Consider the following 19,133-nt stretch of genomic DNA (forward strand, 5'->3'; position numbering starts at 1 on the left):
AACCTGCATTTCTCTTCCAATGAAGCCTTCCTGTAAATGTTCGAGAAAATGAATAACATGGTGATTCGTGAAGGGAAGATTCAGGATATACCTCAAATTATTCAGGTGATTCATGACAGTATTCAATCTTGTGTTTTAGATCATCAACGTGAGGACAGTCGCATCCAAAGCTGGCTGGAAAAATTTGATCACGCCAGCCTGATTGTCGATATGCTTTATAACGATTGTTGGGTTTGCCTTGTGCACGACAAAGTAGTCGGGTTTTTATTGGTCAGTGATACTGGAGAAATCCGAATGCATTATGTCGCCCCACATTGCCAGAGGCTTGGATTTGGCACCAAATTATTTAATCAAATGCATGCAGCATTAGTAGAGAAAAAAATCTATCAGATTGCAGTCAAGTCGACTCAAACAGCCCTCAGCTATTATCAGCGATGTGGATTTGATTCCAGCCCTGCACATTCACAAGATGATGGATCATATCTGTATAAATACATTTTTTAATCCGCGCCCTGCTCAAAGTTTAATTGATCACGCCCGGTGTGTTTGGCCAGATACAGCTGCACATCTGCGGCTTTCATCAAGGCATGAATATCGGCATATTGATGTTGTGGGCTTATCCAAGCCGCGCCCACACTGACCGTGATCCAGGCTTTGCCATCCGGCCGGTTTAGATGTTCAAATTGTTGTTCCCGAACCTGCTGAATGACACGTTCCAGATATTGCAGGGCAACCGGAATCGGTATATCACCAAGCAGAATGGCAAATTCCTCCCCGCCATAACGCGCCAGATAACCCGATTGAGGCAAGCTGGCCTGAATCACCTTAACCAGGTTTTGTAGAATCTCATCACCCTTTAAATGGCCATAATGATCATTATAATTTTTAAAATAATCAACATCCAGCATGGCAAAAAGCAGTGTGGCATGTGAATGTTGCTGGCTTTGCAAAAACTTCTGCTGGATTTCACTATTTAAAGCACGCCGGTTAAAAGCACCGGTCAGCGCATCAATCTTCATCTGATGTTCCAGTTTGGCATTTAGTTGATGCAGTTGCTGGGTACGCTCTTTGACTTTTTGATCAAGCGAACTGTTGAGCTCGATGAGGTTAAAATTTAGCTGTTCTGTCTGATAAGTTTGATGCGCATAGTGTCTAGACTGCTGAAACATAATCAACAAGGCATATAAACTGGTGGAAATGAAAGACAAATGTGTGGTTTGAATGACATTAATCAGCAAGAGATAGTCATTTAAAAATGTCAGACACAAGAAAATAATGGCAAACAGATTCAGGCGTGAATACGGTTGCTTATCACGTAGGGTCTGATAAAACCCGTACATAAAATTCCCAATAATCACCAGACCATAAATCGCACTATAGAGCGCAAGACGTTCAAATAACTCGGGGGTAGAAAATAGCGTCACACTGATATTCAAAATCAATAAGACGATCGCAATATAATAAATCAGCGGTTTTAAATAGCGCTGATTAAACAGATGCATATAACTGAGGAAAAATAATACCGCCAGAAACGTAAACAGATACTCTAAACGTGTTCCCCATAACCAGTCGATATTGGTAAATACCGAATAGGCATAGGGCGCTGAAAACATATTATGCAGGGCCAGAAAGATAATAAAACAGCCAAACACAAAAATGCTTTTGCTATTACGCTCTTTCGATCCTCGAAATATTGAAAACAGGATATTGAAAACACCCACCCCGAGTACTGCGCCACAGGCCATGGCAATACTCATCATCAACTGCTGGAATTGACGATTGACTGTACCTGCGACCCCAATCTGCATTGGGCGTTCCAGCCCTCCATGCAAATGAGTGTAATTCGAGGCCTGAATGCTTAAGGTAATGTATTCACTGTCTGCAACGAAATAGCCAATCCGGGGGGCTTTTTCAGTGATCTGCTGTTCAGGTGTTTTACTGATTTGCCCAAGCCGGACAATAAATTCGCCATTTACATAGACCCGATAAGCGCCATATTGAGCAGGAATCCGAATGGCAATCCGGCGTCCGATAAATTCTTGGGGAATTTTATAATGACTAATAAATGTGCCATAACCAATATTTGAGTTGGTCAGTATTTTAAAGGAAGCCGGTAATTCCACTGTTTTTGATAACAGTACGGAACTTGGCTGGACAATAAACTGGCTCGGATAAAATAACCATTTCCCCTGCAAAGGGCTGCTGCTGTGTTCGCTAAAATGAATTTCAGAGATATGATCACGGAACTGCTGCTGCACCCCGGGGGATGTGGCAGCGATCTGGGCAGATACTGAAGTGCTCATCAAGATGCCCCAGCTTATGGCCCAAACCCACATTACAAAATAGACATTCCTTATCACGTTTTGCAAAGACAGTAGTTTCCTGAAAAAGAGCTTTATTCTTCTTATAATCTACTTGGAATATCAGGGAGTTCAAATATTTTTTTGTAGTTTATCGGAAGAAGCACCCAATACTGAGACTTCTCCCGATCAGCATTCACTCATGATATTGAAGGAATCTTATTTCAATGAATTAATCACGTGTTTTTACATCAAACAGTTCAATTTCAAAAATCAGGTCTGAATTGGCTGGAATCACTTTGCCCATTTTACGTTCGCCATAGGCCAAATGTGCCGGCACTAGCAGTTTACGTTTACCGCCCACTTTCATGCCCAAAATGCCCTGATCCCAACCTTTGATCACACGGCCTGTTCCGATCACGGTTTCAAAATAATTACCGCGATCAATCGATGAATCAAACTTGGTTCCATCTTCTAGCCAGCCGGTATAGTGTGTGGTAATCAGCGCGCCTTTTACCGCCTCTTTCCCTTCGCCTACTTTTAAATCAATAATTTCAAGTTCGTTAATCATGCTTATTTACCTGAGATTGGCATAAATTCAAAAACCAGTATAAACCGGATTGATTGATTTTTTTAGGCTTTAGTCCTTGATGGATTAAAAGCTGAGTTCCTGAATATTCTGATCATTGAGTAAATGCAGGGTGAGTTTTTGATGGTTTTTGGCCGATCCCATCAGCACCCATCTTCCGCTAATCTGCTGCTCAACCTTGCGCTGTGAAGAATGCATGACTTTTAGCTTATATTGTTTGAAAAGCGATTCATAATGGTTGAGCTCATGTTTCTCAAAAGGACAGACAATTTCGTAATTACGTTCCTGATTCAGCGACTCGATCCCGCGCTGTACATACATCAGTAGAACCAGTACCACCATGACCATTAAAGTGGCCCAGATACTCAGGATTTCATAACCCGCACCGGCTGCCATGCCCAGTGCTGCGGTCATCCAGATGGTGGTGGCCGTGGTAATTCCTGAAATACGGTTCTCATCTTTGAGAATGACCCCTGCCCCTAAAAAGCCTAGCCCCGTCAGGACATTGGCCGCCAGCCGGTCAGGATTTTCCACGCCTATTTTCAGGGAAATGATAGTAAACAGACAGGAGCTGAGACTGACCATGATCATGGTACGCAGTCCGGCAGATTTACTGTGATATTCACGTTCTGCACCAATAATGGCCCCGATCGCGACGGCCAGCAGTAAATCATAAAGTTCATGGTACATGACACAACCCTGAGTATTTTTATTCCTCAGGTATACGCAATTTAAGCGACAGGATACAAGTCCAGACGTGCATCCTTATGCGTCCTTATTGTAACTGTTCCCACTCGACCAGCACCTGCCCCTGATCGCCAATCAGAGTCCATTCACCATCCATCACATTGAGCTGTAATTGCATGGTGCGTGCACATAATTGTGGCAATGCATCGGTGGTTGTAGTCGATAATTTCCACACCTCCACATTCTTTAACGTCTTTAATTTGCTGCTGCGCTTATACCATTCATCTACCGCAGAACCATAGGTCACCACAGCCACTTGCTTACAACGCGCACTGGCTTTTTTGACTTTATCTTCATCCGGGCTACCGACTTCAATCCATTTCACCAATTGACCAGTGAGGTCTTTTTCCCACAAGGCCGGCTCATCGGTTTCAAACAGATCCTTGGTAAATTCCAGCGTTTCATCGGCATAACGCGCATACGCCAGAATACGCACCATCAGGCGTTCAATGGTTTCTGAAGGATGCAGCGCCATCGTCAACTGATAATCTGCATAACGGTGCGTATCCATATCTGCAATATTCAAATCAACCTTATAAATCGTCGCTTTTAACGCCATAACACAATCCTCAAATTTGGCGCCTAGCATATAAGATTTAGCAGTATTTTGCTGAACAGATTTAGGTCAATAACTCATTCAGTGCACTGGAAACAGTACTATTATTTTTCCGGATCAATACGGCATTGCATCAACGTGCTTTCAAACTCCAGCCAATCCCGTGACTGTTGATAAATCACTTCGACCCGGTTATCAATACCTGCCTCGACCGACTGATAATTAAACTGTTCCGGATTAAAATTAAAGCTTTTCCAGCCCTGATCGGTATTAAAAATTCCTTTGATTCTGAGCCAGTCTTTTTGTTCACACAGCAAGTCGAGCAAATCATAAAAATGAAATTGCCAGCGTTTTGGCAACTTCCAGCCCGCAACCTGATAGCCCTGCGCGCTTTCCACATAATGATAAGGCAGCTGCTGAATCAGCACGAGTGCCTCTGGGGAAGGATTGATCTGTTGCTGTTTTAATAAAGGCTGGAGCTGACGTACAGAACCTTGATAATCCTGTTTAATCTGCTCAATACTCAGCTGTCCCTGCTCTGTGCACAACCACTGCTGGGCATAGACTTGATATTCCGCCTGAAGCTGCGTAAGCGCAGCATGATCTTCGGCTGTCATTAAATCTGTATGTGAAATCACCACAATCTGCGCGGCCTTAAGCTGATCTGCATACAGATTTTGCTGTGACCAATCCTGATCATGCAAACGTGAACCATCGACCACCGTGACCAAAGCCTGCATGTTTAAATGACTGTGCCAATGCGGTTCCGTCAACTGTTCTAACAATTGTGCAGGATGTCCCAGCCCGGTCGGCTCGATAAACAGCCGATCCGGTTTCACTTCGGACAGTAAACGTGACAAGGCAATCTGCATCGGCAACTGACTACTACAACATAGGCAGCCACCCAGTAATTCCTTTACCGCATAGCCTGAATCTTGTGGCAATAACTGCTGGTCGACCCCGATCTGACCGAACTCATTCATCAGTACGGCCCAGATTTCCTGTTCAGGTTTCTGCTGTAATAAATGCTTAAGCAGTGTGGTTTTACCCGCCCCCAAAAATCCAGAAATGATATGGACAGGAATCGGCTGTGCTGCGGACAGAATTTTCAAAATCGGTTCTCAAGAGATTAAATAGACAAGATCATGCCCTGTATTATAGGGCACAGCATGGTTTTAGAGACATTTTCTTGCTCAATGGCGACTTGAAACTATCAGTTTATAAGTTAATAGAATTATCTCAAATAGAGAATCTTGATGTTTATTCATATTTAAAATTCAGCTTTTTTGAAACATTCATATACATTTTCATTAAATAGAACACTGCATAATTAACAGTAATTAAACAACTTTCTGCATTGTGTATATGCTGAGTTATTCACTCCGTGTCGCTTTTGTTAATTGATTTGCTCATCAAAATTTCAGTGCTTAGGATGAACTCCTGTCGAATTGATGTGATGGTCAGCTCGGCAAATTACATGACATAAATAAAGGATGCCAAAAATGAAATATGCACAAATCTTACTTGCAACAACGCTTACTGCTGCTGCAGCCACCAGCTTTGCCGCGACTGAAACAACAAACGCAAATACAAACACTGAAGAAAAAGTGATTGTCAGTACTCAGGAATTGCCTGAGTCAAATGCTCCGGTTGCTGGCGCAAATGCAGAACAACCAGCTGCATCTGAAGCTGCAGCAGAAAGCGCAACACCTGCACAACCTGCAGCACGTTAAGTGATTTAACGACGGGTTAAATGATCAAAGAAAATATCAGGGCAGTATTTCTCCAGTAGGCTTAGCCTGTACTGCCTCATATTGATCGATGCTGAATCATGCTTTGCGCGGGTTCAGCATTTTTATTGACTAGATTTAAATGCTCATCATAGTTAAAACTGATCACAGGATTGAGAATGACTATTGAATTATTTTAAATTTATCATTTAAATTCAGTTATTTGCATAAGAAAAAGCCACTTAAGATTAATATTATTGATATAGCTCAACTACTATCGCCTAACTTGTTTACAACTCAGAACTGTCCCTTAATAGATTGAAATGCAAGTCGATTGAATGGACATTCACTATGAGCAATACCAATTACAGCACTGATGTAGCAATCCTCGGCGCTGGGCCTGTAGGCTTAACCATTGCCAACTATCTGAGCAAGCAAGGCGTGAGCGTCACGATGGTCGAGCAACTCGATAGTTTGATTGATTATCCACGTGCCATTGGGATCGATGATGAATCTTTGCGTACCATTCAATCCTTAGGTTTGGTCGATCAAGTCTTGCCCCATACCACGCCCAATCATGCCATGCGCTTTTTAACACCTAAGGGTCGCTGTTTTGCAGATATTCAACCTTTAACCCGTGAATTTGGATTTTCACGCCGTAATGCCTTTATTCAGCCACAAGTCGATCAGATTCTGCTTCAGGGCTTAAAACAATATGAAAATACGCAGGTACTGTTCTCACGTCAATTGACCCAGTTTAGTCAGGATGCCGAGGGTGTAACACTTAACCTGCAAAACGAACAAGGGAATACAGAAACAGTCCGTGCCCAGTACCTGATTGCCTGTGATGGCGGTAACTCTTATGTACGCCGTAATCTGGGCATTGCTTTTGAGGGTGAAACTGCACCAAATCAGTGGATCGTAATCGATCTTGAAAATGATCCGCTTGCGACACCGCATATTTACCTGTGTTGTGATCCGGTACGTCCTTATGTATCCGCCGCATTGCCCCATGGAATTCGCCGTTTTGAATTTATGGTTATGCCGGGTGAAACTCAGGAAGAACTCAGCAAACCGGAAAATATTGCCAAATTACTGGCCAAAGTGCTTCCAAGTACCGATGGCATCGAAGTGATCCGTCAACGTGTTTATACGCATAATGCCCGTATTGCGGACAAGTTCCGGGTAGACCGCATTTTACTGGCAGGTGATGCTGCGCACATTATGCCCGTCTGGCAAGGTCAGGGTTATAACAGCGGGATGCGGGATGCCTTTAACCTGGCCTGGAAAGTCGCACTGGTGGTTCAAGGCAAAACCGGCCCAGAACTTTTAGATTCGTATCAGATTGAACGTAAAGACCATGCCAAAGCCATGATTGATCTGTCCGTAATGGCCGGTCATGTATTGGCACCACCGAAAAAGTGGCAAGGTTTTGTCCGTGACGGTATCGCCTATGCCCTGAACTATATCAAGCCGATCAAACAGTACCTGCTGGAAATGCGCTTTAAACCGATGCCGAAATATCATGATGGTGTGCTTTTGAGCAACGGCGCCAAAAATTCTCCAATTGGCAAGATGTTCATTCAGCCTCAAGTTCAGCTTGCATCAGGTGAAACAGTGTTACTGGATGAAGTCATCGGCAATGATTTTGCCATTATTGCCTGGGGTGTCGATCCAAAATGGGGCCTGAGTCCAGAGACACTGCAACAGTGGAAAACCCTCGGGGTAAAATTCATTCAGGTGATTCCGGCAGTGCAGTTACAAAATACCCAGCGCCAACCGTTTGAAGATGTCATCACCATTGGTGATAACGGCACAGAAATTCGCTCCTGGTTTGGCAATACTTCCGATTCAGTGGTGATCTTGCGTCCTGACCGTTTTGTGGCCGCACTGGCCATTCCACAATCACTGGAAAACACCAGCCAGCAACTGTTTAAAAAGCTGTACCTGAAATAATTTTAAGGTCATTTTTTACCACGCTTCGGCGTGGTTTTTTATTGTTTTTAGATATCTCGGACAATATATAGACCGAGGAGTTAGACTCGGTACTCTTGAAACCACTGGATATCTTTTAGGGAGTCGTGCTGTGCCATTTGTTGTAAAAAAGGTCTGAACTCGTCAAATGGCGGTAAAATTTTCGCAGAGATCGCAAAGACCAAACAATAGGCCACATATAAGTCTGCTGCGGAAAATTCTTCACCCAGCAAATAGGGATTGGCCTGGCTTATGCCCTGTTTCAGAAAATCAAATACTGCTGTTTCATTGCCGAAACTTAAACTTCTGCGGTTTTTTTCAATATTTTCTGGCGAAACCTGCAAATTTTTTAGATCGATATATTCGGTGAAGGGCCCATGACAGAAAAATATCCATTTTAAATATGCCCCACGCTTGGGTTCATCCAAAGCAGGTGCCAAGCCTTTATCAGAATACTTATCTGCCAGATAGATAAAAATGGCGGCCATTTCTGAAATGACAATCTCCTGATCGACCAGACAGGGAACTTTTCCTATCGGATTAATCTGTAAATATTCAGCTTGATGCATATATTCATAGGACACTTCCACCTGCTCAATCTGGTCTTCAATCTGCAATTCTTTCAATAAGGGCAACAGGGTCAGGCCCCGTGATTGCGGATTGTTATAGAGCTTCATCATATTGCTTTAACCATTTTTTATTTTTAGAGCTTCAGTATAAAACGGTTTTCTGTGTCAATTTACACAGATGTGCTACAGATCATTTCTGTCGCACAGCTTTTAAAATATAGGCAGACCAAAGATGTAAATCTTAAAAAAGATCGACACAAAACTTTTCTTTTAAGACTTTTAAAATCAGATCAATCACCACATGTTTTTGGTCTTTACGATAATTGGCATATAGCCCAATCATGGGCAAAGGTTCAAGGGTCTTTTTGACCACGATATTATCGCCGAGTAATGGAATCACATAGGCCGGCACCAGACTCCAGCCCACGCCCATCCCGACCAGATTGACATTGAGCAGGATATTGGTCGAATGCTGCACCACATTGACCTTCAATTTGGACTGTTTAAAAAAGTCTTGAATAATTCGATGCAATTGTGGTGAAGCCTGTTCATCACTAATGACAAAATCCTGATTTTCAAAGCTCTTAATACTGACATGTGGCAGGGTCGCAACCGGAGAATCTTTAGGCACAATCAGGGTTAAAGGTTCATCAAAAATCCGGATCGAATCAAACTCGCTCGACTGTCCCGGATAGCGGGTAAAAGCAATATCGATCTGGCCTTTTCTTAAAGCACTAAACTGCTCAGCGTCGGTCAAACTATGAAATAGTGCTTTCAGTTCAGGAAAATGTGCGCGGATATTGGGCATGATATAGGGAAAGACTTTCATTTCCGCAACCGGTACAAATCCGATATTCAGCTGATCCTGATGTGCATTGGCAATCTGTCTGGCAGCGTGGATCGCACGTTCTGCATGTTCCAGACTGAGCAAAGCTTCTTTTAAAAAAACCTGTCCGGCCTCGGTCAGGTTGACCTTACGGTTATTTCGCTCCAGTAACTGTACGCCTACCTCACGCTCCAGATCCTTGATTTGCTGGCTCAGTGATGGCTGTACCGTATTTAATTTTTCCGCGGCACGGGTAAAGTTCAGTTCCTGCGCCACTGTAACGAAATAACGTAAATGTCTTAATTCCATTTTATAACTCCAAACTTGCCGGGCGCTTATTTTTGCTTTTTGGCAACATACTGACGATAAACCAATATCGTCACAATGACGAGTACAGCACTCAAAACATAGGTGGTTTCAAAGCCCCAATAGGCAATCAATATTCCCATGGCTACGGAACCGATCGCTAAACCCAGATCAAACAGGGTAAAGAAGGTTGAAATCGCATGTCCCATACGCTGTTTGTCGACCGACTGAATGGCCAAGGTCTGCAAACATGGGAATAGTGAACCATAACCGATCCCAATAAACACCGCCGACAACCATAATATCCATTGATTGGAAATCAGGCTGACAATCACCAGACCAATGGCAAAGAAAATAAATGAAGGATAAATAACTGCACTGGGTCCCTTACGGTCATAAATCTTTCCAACCCAAGGTCTGACCAGCAACATGGACGCTGCAAAGACAATAAAAAATACGCTGGTATAGGCTAAAAGCTGCTTGGTTTCACTAAATGCAGTAATAAAGCTCATGATGCCCGAGTAGGCAAAAGCGGTTAATAAAGCCACGAAACTTACCGCCAGAACTTTGACTTCCAGAATATCCTGCAAGCTCAAGCTGGTTTTCTCTTTGCTTATGGCTTCAGGTTTTGGTAACTCTGTGATTTTGAGCATCCAGCAAAAGATTAATCCCAAAGAAATAATAACGGCAAGAATGCCAAATAAGACCTTGAAGCTGGTGAACTGAATCACGGTCAATGCCAGCAAGGGCCCAAACACCACACCCAGATTGGTTGACATGACAAAATAACCCATGCCCTCACCTTTGCGCTGTTCAGGAATAAATTCATTGGCGACGGGTACTGCCACCGTGGTCAAAATACTGAACCAGATGCCATGTAAAAAACGCACCAGCAACAGCGACCACATGCTATCTACCAGCAAATAACTAAAGGCAAATAAGGCAAAAATCACACCTGCGCCGCGCATCGAGATTTTCTTGCCGAGCTTTTCGATGATCATGCCGGAAAATGGCCGAACCGCAATCGAAGAGACCAAAAATAGTGTCAGCGCCAGACCCGCTTCTTTTACCGAACCGCCCAGATCTTTCATGATGTAAATCGGCAAGATGGTCAGTAAGGCAAAATAATAAACAAACAGGAAAAAATTATTGAATAAGCACAAGATAAATGAGCGATTCCATAACCGCTCAGCGCTAACTGACATAATCACCAACTCTTAAAATTTGTAGGGAAATAGCACAAACTCAGGCTTGAACAGTGACCGGATGCAAGGCCAACTCGACCAGATTCTGGATATAGTGTTCATCTGGAATCCGGTTGAAAAAAATGATCTGGTAATGGATCGGGCCGTACAAACTGTCCAGCATTAAATCAAAAGGATAATCCGCGCGAATCTCGCCACGCTCAATCGCTTGCTGAATCAGTTGATGAGTCTGCTGTCGACGCGGCAATAAATATTGCTGAAAGAATTCACCGGCCAGTTCACGATGATTGGCGATTACCACCAGTAAAGCCCGACCAATCGGATGGTTGAGCGCCTGAGACAACAAGCTTAGCTGTCGAATCAGATTACTTTTCAGGTCATTTGCAGGATCAGGCTCAAAGACTGAGACCGTATGCTGTTTGAAGGTATCTAGCACCAGCTCCGATTTATGCTTCCACCAGCGATAAATCGTAGATTTTCCCACCCCAGCTCGTGCTGCAACAGCCTCAATAGTCAGTTGATGATACTCTCCCTCTGCCAATGCATCGGCAACCGCTTGCAAAATACATTGCTGTCGTCGTGAGCTTTTTTCGTCATGATTCATAAAGTCTACTTATCTTCAAACACAATCGATACGATACGTATCGTTTTATATTAGAGCAAAAAACGATAAAGCTCCAGACATAAACTGAAATTAAGGCAAAAAAGACTCTCTTATAAAGTCATGCTGATCAGTTAAAGAATTTAAAAATAGACGCTTTAACTGCTTAGTCATTCATGATGGAGTCTTAAGGTTTTAAATCAAATATTTTCAATATCATTTGTTACTTTGATTTCATTCAAATGAGCAGCGGAACTTCGCAAGGAAGGCATCTTGCAGTCATATTCCTCACCGCAAAACTCGTCAGCCACCCTCGACTCGTAAATTTGTCATGGAGACCATCATTTTTTAAATCTTGCGGTGCAATACACCCCATGCCTCAAACAGTTGCGGATGACTTTTCCACCTATCACATATAATCTCAATTTAAAAAAGAAAATGCCAGTCAATTGGTTAACTGACTGGCATTAGTCTTATGAAGATGTTTTTAAATCACCGCTTAACTCTGTGCAGTCTTTTTATAAATACTGCATGAAGGATGATGATTCTCTTGCAAACGCGCGACTTTACGCTGTTCGGCTGCTTCAAAACGGCAACGTTTCCAGTCATTGTCCAGGTTCAAAGCCGGAATCTGTTTCGGTTTGCCATTTTCATCTACGGCTACCATAGTGAAATAACAGCTATTGGTATGGCGTACCGTTCTTTTTTGAATATTCTGCGCTTCTACACGAATCCCGATTTCCATCGAGGTGCGACCAACATGGTTGACACTGGCCAAGAAAGTTACCAGCTCACCCACATGAATTGGTTCCTTAAAGTTTACCTTGTCTACCGATAAGGTCACGACATAACTGCCCGAATAGCGACTCGCACATGCATACGCCACCTGATCCAGTAATTTCAGAATAGTTCCACCATGAACATTTCCTGAAAAATTTGCCATATCTGGCGTCATGAGAACTGACATCGTTAACTCTGACTGGTCATCTGACACTGCTGCAATTTGATCTAAAGGGGCCATCGTTTTCTTTGAACTCTTTGAATGACAAGGTTATCGCTTATTATTATAGCGTTTTTAACATGAATAAAATGTTCAATTCGGCAAATGAAGCATCATAATTATTGATATAGAAACTGCACTCATACAGAAAAAAATATATTTAACAGATCTCAAGGCTCAGCAAGAAGCTAAGTTCCAAACAAATAAACACTTATTGATCCAAAGCATCTGCTTACCCAGCTCAAGTTTTTTTCGGGCCGCTCTCATTTTGCAAAAAATAATTCAAGACGCTGGATAAATCATTACTGATTTAGCGCATGAGTGGTCTTAACATTTCCTGGGCGACATTTTCATAGCTGAGAATTTGCTGACCATCCAGTGTGGTAGTGACCGTGAAAGAACCATCCGGATGTGCAGCTGTCACTGTAAAAATATAGTGTTCAAATTGTGCCAACTTGACCTGATGTCCAATTTTAATCTGATTCATTGTAGTTACATCTATTCAGTAATATTTCAAAGCACATTCTGTCATGAACAATATTTAAATATTTGATCAACTTAAGTATAGGAATAATAATATTAAAATTGTGACTTAGAAAAGCAACACTCATTTCTAAAAATAATATAAATTATAATTCAATAATTTACAGGAAAAATAAAGTTTATCTCTCCTGAAAATTCTGGCCAATTCATATGCAGAAACAATGATTTAATCTTTTATAACGATCAGCCAGTGTTAAGATCAGGATCTGGAAAGCATAGGGATGCAATAGCTTTGCCTACCTGATTCGATCTCATAAAAGATGAACAAGAAAATTTAACCGAAATATGCTTTAGGGCTGCTGCTGTTCCTGAGCCACAAAGAGCGGAATATGATGGCCGCGAGCATAATTATGTTTTTGATAAGCGAGAGAAATATCCATCAGTTTTAATTGTGCAGCATCAATGCCGGCCTGCATAGTTAATTCCCTGCCACGTACATCAAAGATATGTCCTTTTTCCCGTAAATCGGGCTGGATCACCACATCGGCATGCTTTAATTCTTCTTGTGCCAGATGTTGCTGCATAATATTAATATTCTGGTTAAACAGTCCCCAGACATTACTGGTTTCCGTATGAATAGGCTGTGCCAGAATATCGACCGCAATCACAATATCTGCTCCCAGCTCACGTGCCACATTCACCGGTACCGGACTGACCAGTCCGCCATCGACATATTCTTTTTCTTCAATTATTGTTGGAATAAACATACTTGGAATTGACACTGAAGCACGTACCGCCTGTCCGGTATTGCCATGGTTAAAGACGACTTTCTTGCCTTCTTTCAGCGCGGTTGCTACCACAAACATCGGGATTTTCATGGCTTCAAGCGGGGTTTGATCGACTTGCAAGTTGACATAGTCCTCAACTTTCTTGCCATCAAAAAAACCTTTTCTGGCCAGCTTGATATCACGGACATCATTCGGTCGCATGCTGAGAGCAATATTGCGCAGTTCAATCGCCGGTTTGCCACTTGCATAAATGGATCCCACAATACTGCCCGCACTGGTTCCGACAATAAAATCTGGTTGAATACCCGCCTGTTCCAGTACTTCCAACGCACCAATATGCGCATAGCCACGCGCACCGCCACTGCCCAGAACTAAAGCAACTACCGGACGTTGCTGGGTTTGCTTGATCTTTTGAAAATCAATTTGATTCGGACGTGCCTGAGCTTCTCCGCGTTGTGCAGCAGGTTGTAGATGACTAGTCGCCGCTTGGGCTGTCATTGGGGTCGTTTGGCAAGCACTTAGGCCAAATGTACCCAGTATCACCATACTCAACACATATTTCTGCATGCAGAGAATGTCCTCATTAATCTAAAGCAGCATAGTGTATAAACACATGCATAAATAGTCTGTAGAATTTCGTAAAACTGTCATACAGTTCAGCTACTTTATCTTCATTTTTCCCATAACTGTATGCCTTCAATCTCACTGTACCGGATTTTCCTGATTTTCCTGCAACTGGGCTGCATTTCATTTGGCGGTCCAGCGGCGCATCTGGTGTTTTTTCACCGAAAATTTGTGACCCAACTGCAATGGTTGAATGACACCCAATACAGTCAACTGGTCGCTTTGGCACAACTTTTACCCGGGCCGAGCAGCAGTCAGGTGGGCCTGTCAATCGGTTATCTGCAACGGGGCTATACTGGTGCCGTGATCGCATGGCTGGGTTTTACCCTGCCCTCAATGATTCTGATGGCGTTGGTGGCGCTATTGGGTCAAAGCTATTTTTATATTTTAAACTCAAACAGCTTTCATACCATCCAGCTCATTGTATTTTCTGTAATCGCTTGGGCATTCTGGCAAATGCTGAGAAGCTTCTGTAAAACGGCCTGGCAATATGCGGTCTTAATACTCTCAGCAGTATTACTGATGGTGGTTTCAGCGAGTTTTAACCAAATTCTGGTGATTATGCTGGGCGCAATCTGTGGACTCTTGGCTGGACATTTTTCTCAATCAGATTCGAAACCCAAAGAAATTAACAAAACGGCAATCAGCTCGCCTTATATTCGATCTGCCGCTGCACCCTATTGGTTACTGGCATTTATCTTGCCGTTTATTCTACTCCCCTTAGCGGGGAAATTATGGGGTGAATCAGACCTGCAATTTTTTGCCAATTTCTATCAGACTGGCTCGCTGGTGTTTGGTGGCGGTCATGTGATTTTACCTTTGTTGCATCAGGACTTTGTCACAACCGGTTTGGTGAGTGCACAATCTTTTGATCTTGGCTATGCATTTGTCCAGCTCATGCCAGGACCTTTGTTCAGTTTTGCCAGTTATATCGGGGCCTTGCTGCCTTGGACGCCTTATGTCTGGCTGAATGCAGTTTTAGCGACCTGTGCAATCTTTTTACCTTCATTTTTCCTGATCTTTGCCACCTTGCCCTACTGGTCATGGTTGATGCAGCAGCGCCATATTCATCAGGCGGTGATGGGCATCAATGCTGCGGTGGTGGGTCTGTTACTGTATTTATTGCTGGATCTTTCACAACGCTATTTTAGTTATGGCTCCGACCTGGTCTTTGTCGCGGTGATGATTGCCCTGCTACGTTCAAAATTACCGGTCTGGTTCAGCCTGATTTTCGGCTTCGTGCTTTATCAAAGTTATTTAAATTTCTTCTAAATAAAACATTGGCACAAAAAAGCCCCGAATGATCGGGGCTTTTTATTTCAAGTCTTACCAGATATCTGATTTAACCTTGTCTTTAAATTTAGGATGGTTATCCAGTTTAAATTCAGGCTCTTTCACACCGCGCTTCAACTGACCGGTATAGTCTTTGAGTAGCATCAGCAGGAATGGCATCAGCAACAGGATCGCAATCAAGTTGATACTTGCCATCACACCCATGAACAGATCCGCCATATTCCAGATCAATGGCACGCTGGCGATGGAACCGAAATACACCATCACCAATACAAATAAACGGAAAATCAACATAACCCGGCTATTGTTATTGATGAACTGGACGTTTCCTTCGGCATAGGCATAGTTACCAATAATCGAAGAATAGGCAAACAGGAACAGAATCAAAGCCAGGAAGTCATCACCCCAGGCACCAATCTGGCTTTCGAGTGCCATCTGGGTCAAGGTCACGCCTTCAAAGCCTGCATTTTCATACAGACCCGAAACCAGAATAATAATCGCGGTACATGAACACACCACAAAGGTATCTACAAATACTCCGAGCATCTGTACCAGACCCTGGTTGACTGGATGTTTGACATCCGAGGCTGCAGCAGCATTCGGTGCCGAACCCATCCCTGCCTCGTTAGAGAACAGACCACGCTTGATCCCCATCATCATGGCCATAGACACCATGGCACCAAAGAAACCACCAGCAGCGGCTTCAAATTCAAAGGCTTTACTGAAAATAAGCTGGAAGATGGATGGGAGCAGATCGTAATTGATAACCGCAATATATAAAGCCACCGCCAGATACAGTAGCGCCATAAAGGGCACTACCTTTTCTGCCACTTTGGCGATACGTTTAATACCGCCAAAAATGATTGTAGCTGTAATCAATACTAAGACTAGCCCAATCCAGGAAACTTCAAAATCCAATCCGCCTAAAGGCAAAATGATATTGGCCTGATCCCAGCCCCATGCGTGTGATGTTGCACCGGTAATGGCATTGGCCTGAACCGCATTAAACACAAAACCATAGGTCGTGATCAATGCAATTGCAAAGACAATCCCGAGCCATTTCTGTTTTAGACCCTGAGTAATGTAATACGCGGGGCCACCACGGAATTGCTGGTTTTTATGATCGCGCACCTTAAACAATTGCGCCAATGAGGATTCCACCAAAGCAGAGCTCATACCCAGAAATGCAGTAACCCACATCCAGAACACCGCGCCCGGTCCGCCAATCGCAATGGCAATGGCCACACCGGCGACATTACCCACCCCGACCCGGCTTGCAAGACCAGTCACAAAGGCCTGAAACGGGGTAATGCCGTGCGCATCCTGAACCTTGCCACGGCTGCCTTTCATGACTTTCATGCTGTGCCAGAACAAACGAATTTGTACTGCACCCGTCATGATTGTATAGAAAATACCAACTGCGACCAGAAACACCACCAGAAAGTCCCACAAAGGACCATTCACGGCATTAATCCAGCCAAGCAATGTTTCATTTAACTGATCATTCATGTCACATCCTTATGAGCTTATGACTCATCGTATCAGGTCTAAATTATACAAAGAACTTCAAGATCATTTGAATAACAGTGGCATTGATTAGGTCAACAAAGAACGCGCCACATAATGGAACGATCAGGAAGGCCTTATGTGATGCACCATACATATTGGTAATCGCCTGCATATTGGCAACCGCTGTCGGTGTTGCACCCATACCAAAACCACAGTGACCCGCTGCAAGTACCGCAGCATCATAGTTCTTGCCCATCAGGCGGAAAGTTACAAAACCGGCATACAAAGCCATGGTGATAGTCTGTGCACCCAGAATTACCATCAGTGGTCCTGCAAGGTCAGCCAATTGCCATAATTTCAATGACAACAATGCCATCGCCAAGTACAGCGACAATGAAGCATTACCGAACACATCAATCGCACGATCGAAAATCTGAACTTTGAAAATACCTTCCAGTACATTACGCAGGATGACACCACCTGCCAATGCCCACACAAATGTCGGCAGTTCAAATGCAGTACCTTTACTGAAACCCGTCATAAACTCTGCAAAAGCCAAACAGCCTGCGAACAGGCCCAAGGTCGTGATTGCATTATCAGCGGTAATTAAACGCACCTGATGCGGATATTCAAATGGAATATATTCGGTCGAGTTGATATCCATTGGCGTGCTGTCACGCTTTTCGATTTGTTGATCCGTACGTGCAATTGCGAGATTATGACGGTTAATCAGCAGTTTTGCTAAAGGACCACCAATAATCCCACCGATAATCAGACCAAAAGTGGCACTGGCCATCCCCAGTGCAAGCGCCCCCTGAATGCCATGTTCAACCTCAAAAATCTCACCCCATGCACCTGCAGTACCATGACCACCGGTTAAGGTAATTGAACCTGCAATCAGGCCAATCAATGGGTCAATACCGAGCAAGGTGGCCAGACTCATGCCGACTGCATTTTGTAAGATAATAAAAGTTGAAATAGCGAACAGGAAGATTACCAGACCGATGCCGCCTTCACGCAACTTGGAAAAGTTTGCACTGAGACCAATCGAGGCAAAGAAAATCAGCATAAAGCTGGTTTGTAACTGTACGCTGGTGGTAATGCTATAGCCCCACAGGGAATGCACCAGCAACGAGATGATCGCCGCAACCAAACCGCCCGCAACCGGCTCAGGAATATTGTAACGTCTTAAAAAATCGATTTTATTAACCAAGAATCGGCCGAGTAACAGAACAATGACTGCGGCAATCAAGGTATAAAATGCGTTAAAAGTAAAATCCATAATTTTTTGCCCAAGATGATTTTGAATTTTTTATTGTTCTAAAAGTGATGGAGTGCACTAGATCTCTAGCTCGCTCATTAGATGTTCATCTGGAAATATCCTGATTTGATCTATCACCTTTAGAAAAACAAACCGATTTATCATCTCTTTTAAACTTATGAATATCATCATCACGATCATATTCAACAAATGAGAGATTTATAAAAGCAACACCTTTTCTATTCCGACACTCAGTCTGTTTGAAAATTGCAGACATTTTTCTAACAGACGCGCATGCTGGTAAAAAAAACTGTGTTTTAAGCTCAAAAAAACATTCAGTGCTTGATGAGTGCTTTCAACCTAAAGACTTCATTCAAGCCATCTGGAATCGCGTTATTTAAAACAGATCTTAATCACAAAATGCATGAATTAAGATGAAAAGTCGTACATTATGCTGTTTCTTTGTATCAAGTTTTATTTCTTTTTATTAGCAATAGATAATTTACCTATAAAAAATAATTATAAATTCTCACTTTTATATGAAGATTAATCTATATTTTAATTCAAAAAAAATATTAATCTTTTACTCGACACAGAATGAAACAGGGATCTTGAAATTAAATTATCTTGATTTGCAGTCAAAATAAACCAGTTCTCTGTTTGAAATTGTTATTGTTGAATGGTTCAAGCACTTGGGTTTTAAGCCATTTTTTAAATCAAAGACCAACATTATGGGTAAATCGATTGCTATCACTGAGGCAATTTATGCTCA

Annotated in this window: 18 protein-coding genes; 4 read left to right on the top strand and 14 right to left on the bottom strand. The window is 42.9% G+C overall.

What is annotated here, in order from left to right; translation table 11 throughout:
• Positions 1 to 36: 36 nt before the first annotated feature.
• Positions 37 to 504 carry a GNAT family N-acetyltransferase gene (locus tag CWI32_RS06365; RefSeq protein WP_100534884.1) on the top strand — a complete coding sequence of 156 codons (468 nt, stop codon included), beginning with the start codon at positions 37 to 39 and terminating at the stop codon, positions 502 to 504.
• Here CWI32_RS06365 and CWI32_RS06370 read toward each other — a convergent pair.
• The 5 genes from CWI32_RS06370 to CWI32_RS06390 all read right to left on the bottom strand — a co-directional run bounded on the left by CWI32_RS06370 (position 501) and on the right by CWI32_RS06390 (position 5,304).
• Positions 501 to 2,303, bottom strand: a complete 1,803-nt coding sequence (locus CWI32_RS06370) for a sensor domain-containing diguanylate cyclase (protein WP_100534935.1) — start codon at positions 2,301 to 2,303, stop codon at positions 501 to 503. The two genes, CWI32_RS06365 and CWI32_RS06370, sit on opposite strands and share 4 nt — an antisense overlap.
• A gap of 229 nt (positions 2,304 to 2,532) precedes the next feature.
• Positions 2,533 to 2,871, bottom strand: a complete 339-nt coding sequence (locus tag CWI32_RS06375) for an FKBP-type peptidyl-prolyl cis-trans isomerase (protein ID WP_005097798.1) — start codon at positions 2,869 to 2,871, stop codon at positions 2,533 to 2,535.
• A gap of 84 nt (positions 2,872 to 2,955) precedes the next feature.
• On the bottom strand, positions 2,956 to 3,579 hold the full coding sequence (locus tag CWI32_RS06380; protein WP_005097799.1) for an MgtC/SapB family protein: 624 nt from the start codon (positions 3,577 to 3,579) through the stop codon (positions 2,956 to 2,958).
• An 85-nt stretch (positions 3,580 to 3,664) separates the two neighbouring features.
• Positions 3,665 to 4,195 (bottom strand): YaeQ family protein, encoded by a 531-nt coding sequence (locus tag CWI32_RS06385; protein WP_005097801.1) that lies wholly within the window; start codon positions 4,193 to 4,195, stop codon positions 3,665 to 3,667.
• A gap of 101 nt (positions 4,196 to 4,296) precedes the next feature.
• Positions 4,297 to 5,304, bottom strand: a complete 1,008-nt coding sequence (locus tag CWI32_RS06390) for a CobW family GTP-binding protein (RefSeq protein WP_100534885.1) — start codon at positions 5,302 to 5,304, stop codon at positions 4,297 to 4,299.
• 390 nt (positions 5,305 to 5,694) lie between these two features.
• Between CWI32_RS06390 and CWI32_RS06395 the strand changes: the two genes are divergently transcribed.
• Together CWI32_RS06395 and CWI32_RS06400 are read left to right on the top strand one after the other, a co-directional pair.
• Positions 5,695 to 5,925, top strand: a complete 231-nt coding sequence (locus CWI32_RS06395) for a hypothetical protein (protein ID WP_005097806.1) — start codon at positions 5,695 to 5,697, stop codon at positions 5,923 to 5,925.
• 348 nt (positions 5,926 to 6,273) lie between these two features.
• Positions 6,274 to 7,878, top strand: a complete 1,605-nt coding sequence (locus tag CWI32_RS06400; RefSeq protein WP_100534886.1) for a bifunctional 3-(3-hydroxy-phenyl)propionate/3-hydroxycinnamic acid hydroxylase — start codon at positions 6,274 to 6,276, stop codon at positions 7,876 to 7,878.
• 80 nt (positions 7,879 to 7,958) lie between these two features.
• Here CWI32_RS06400 and CWI32_RS06405 read toward each other — a convergent pair whose 3' ends face one another.
• The 7 genes from CWI32_RS06405 to CWI32_RS06430 form a co-directional block, all read right to left on the bottom strand.
• Entirely contained in the window at positions 7,959 to 8,573 is a 615-nt protein-coding gene (locus tag CWI32_RS06405) for a glutathione S-transferase family protein (RefSeq protein WP_167381271.1), read from the bottom strand.
• A 133-nt stretch (positions 8,574 to 8,706) separates the two neighbouring features.
• Positions 8,707 to 9,600, bottom strand: coding sequence for a LysR substrate-binding domain-containing protein (locus CWI32_RS06410; protein ID WP_100534888.1), 894 nt, complete (start codon positions 9,598 to 9,600; stop codon positions 8,707 to 8,709).
• 26 nt (positions 9,601 to 9,626) lie between these two features.
• Positions 9,627 to 10,802 (bottom strand): MFS transporter, encoded by a 1,176-nt coding sequence (locus CWI32_RS06415; protein ID WP_100534889.1) that lies wholly within the window; start codon positions 10,800 to 10,802, stop codon positions 9,627 to 9,629.
• A gap of 40 nt (positions 10,803 to 10,842) precedes the next feature.
• Positions 10,843 to 11,406, bottom strand: coding sequence for a TetR/AcrR family transcriptional regulator (locus CWI32_RS06420; protein ID WP_100534890.1), 564 nt, complete (start codon positions 11,404 to 11,406; stop codon positions 10,843 to 10,845).
• Positions 11,407 to 11,902: 496 nt separating this feature from the next.
• Positions 11,903 to 12,424, bottom strand: coding sequence for an acyl-CoA thioesterase (locus CWI32_RS06425; RefSeq protein ID WP_004280680.1), 522 nt, complete (start codon positions 12,422 to 12,424; stop codon positions 11,903 to 11,905).
• Positions 12,425 to 12,713: 289 nt separating this feature from the next.
• The gene (locus CWI32_RS15165; RefSeq protein ID WP_167381266.1) at positions 12,714 to 12,890 is read right to left on the bottom strand and encodes a hypothetical protein; all 177 of its coding nucleotides are present in this window, start codon (positions 12,888 to 12,890) and stop codon (positions 12,714 to 12,716) included.
• A 346-nt stretch (positions 12,891 to 13,236) separates the two neighbouring features.
• Positions 13,237 to 14,241, bottom strand: coding sequence for a patatin-like phospholipase family protein (locus CWI32_RS06430; protein WP_005097819.1), 1,005 nt, complete (start codon positions 14,239 to 14,241; stop codon positions 13,237 to 13,239).
• 123 nt (positions 14,242 to 14,364) lie between these two features.
• Between CWI32_RS06430 and chrA the strand changes: the two genes are divergently transcribed.
• On the top strand, positions 14,365 to 15,570 hold the full coding sequence (gene chrA / locus CWI32_RS06435) for a chromate efflux transporter (protein WP_100534891.1): 1,206 nt from the start codon (positions 14,365 to 14,367) through the stop codon (positions 15,568 to 15,570).
• Positions 15,571 to 15,624: 54 nt separating this feature from the next.
• On the opposite strand, the gene CWI32_RS06440 is transcribed toward chrA, so the two are convergent.
• Entirely contained in the window at positions 15,625 to 17,100 is a 1,476-nt protein-coding gene (locus CWI32_RS06440; protein WP_071850767.1) for an alanine/glycine:cation symporter family protein, read from the bottom strand.
• Positions 17,101 to 17,143: 43 nt separating this feature from the next.
• The gene (gltS, locus tag CWI32_RS06445; RefSeq protein WP_100534892.1) at positions 17,144 to 18,382 is read right to left on the bottom strand and encodes a sodium/glutamate symporter; all 1,239 of its coding nucleotides are present in this window, start codon (positions 18,380 to 18,382) and stop codon (positions 17,144 to 17,146) included.
• Positions 18,383 to 19,133 lie beyond the last annotated feature (751 nt).

The organism is Acinetobacter pseudolwoffii, assembly GCF_002803605.1.
GTDB classification, from domain to species: Bacteria; Pseudomonadota; Gammaproteobacteria; order Pseudomonadales; family Moraxellaceae; genus Acinetobacter; species Acinetobacter pseudolwoffii.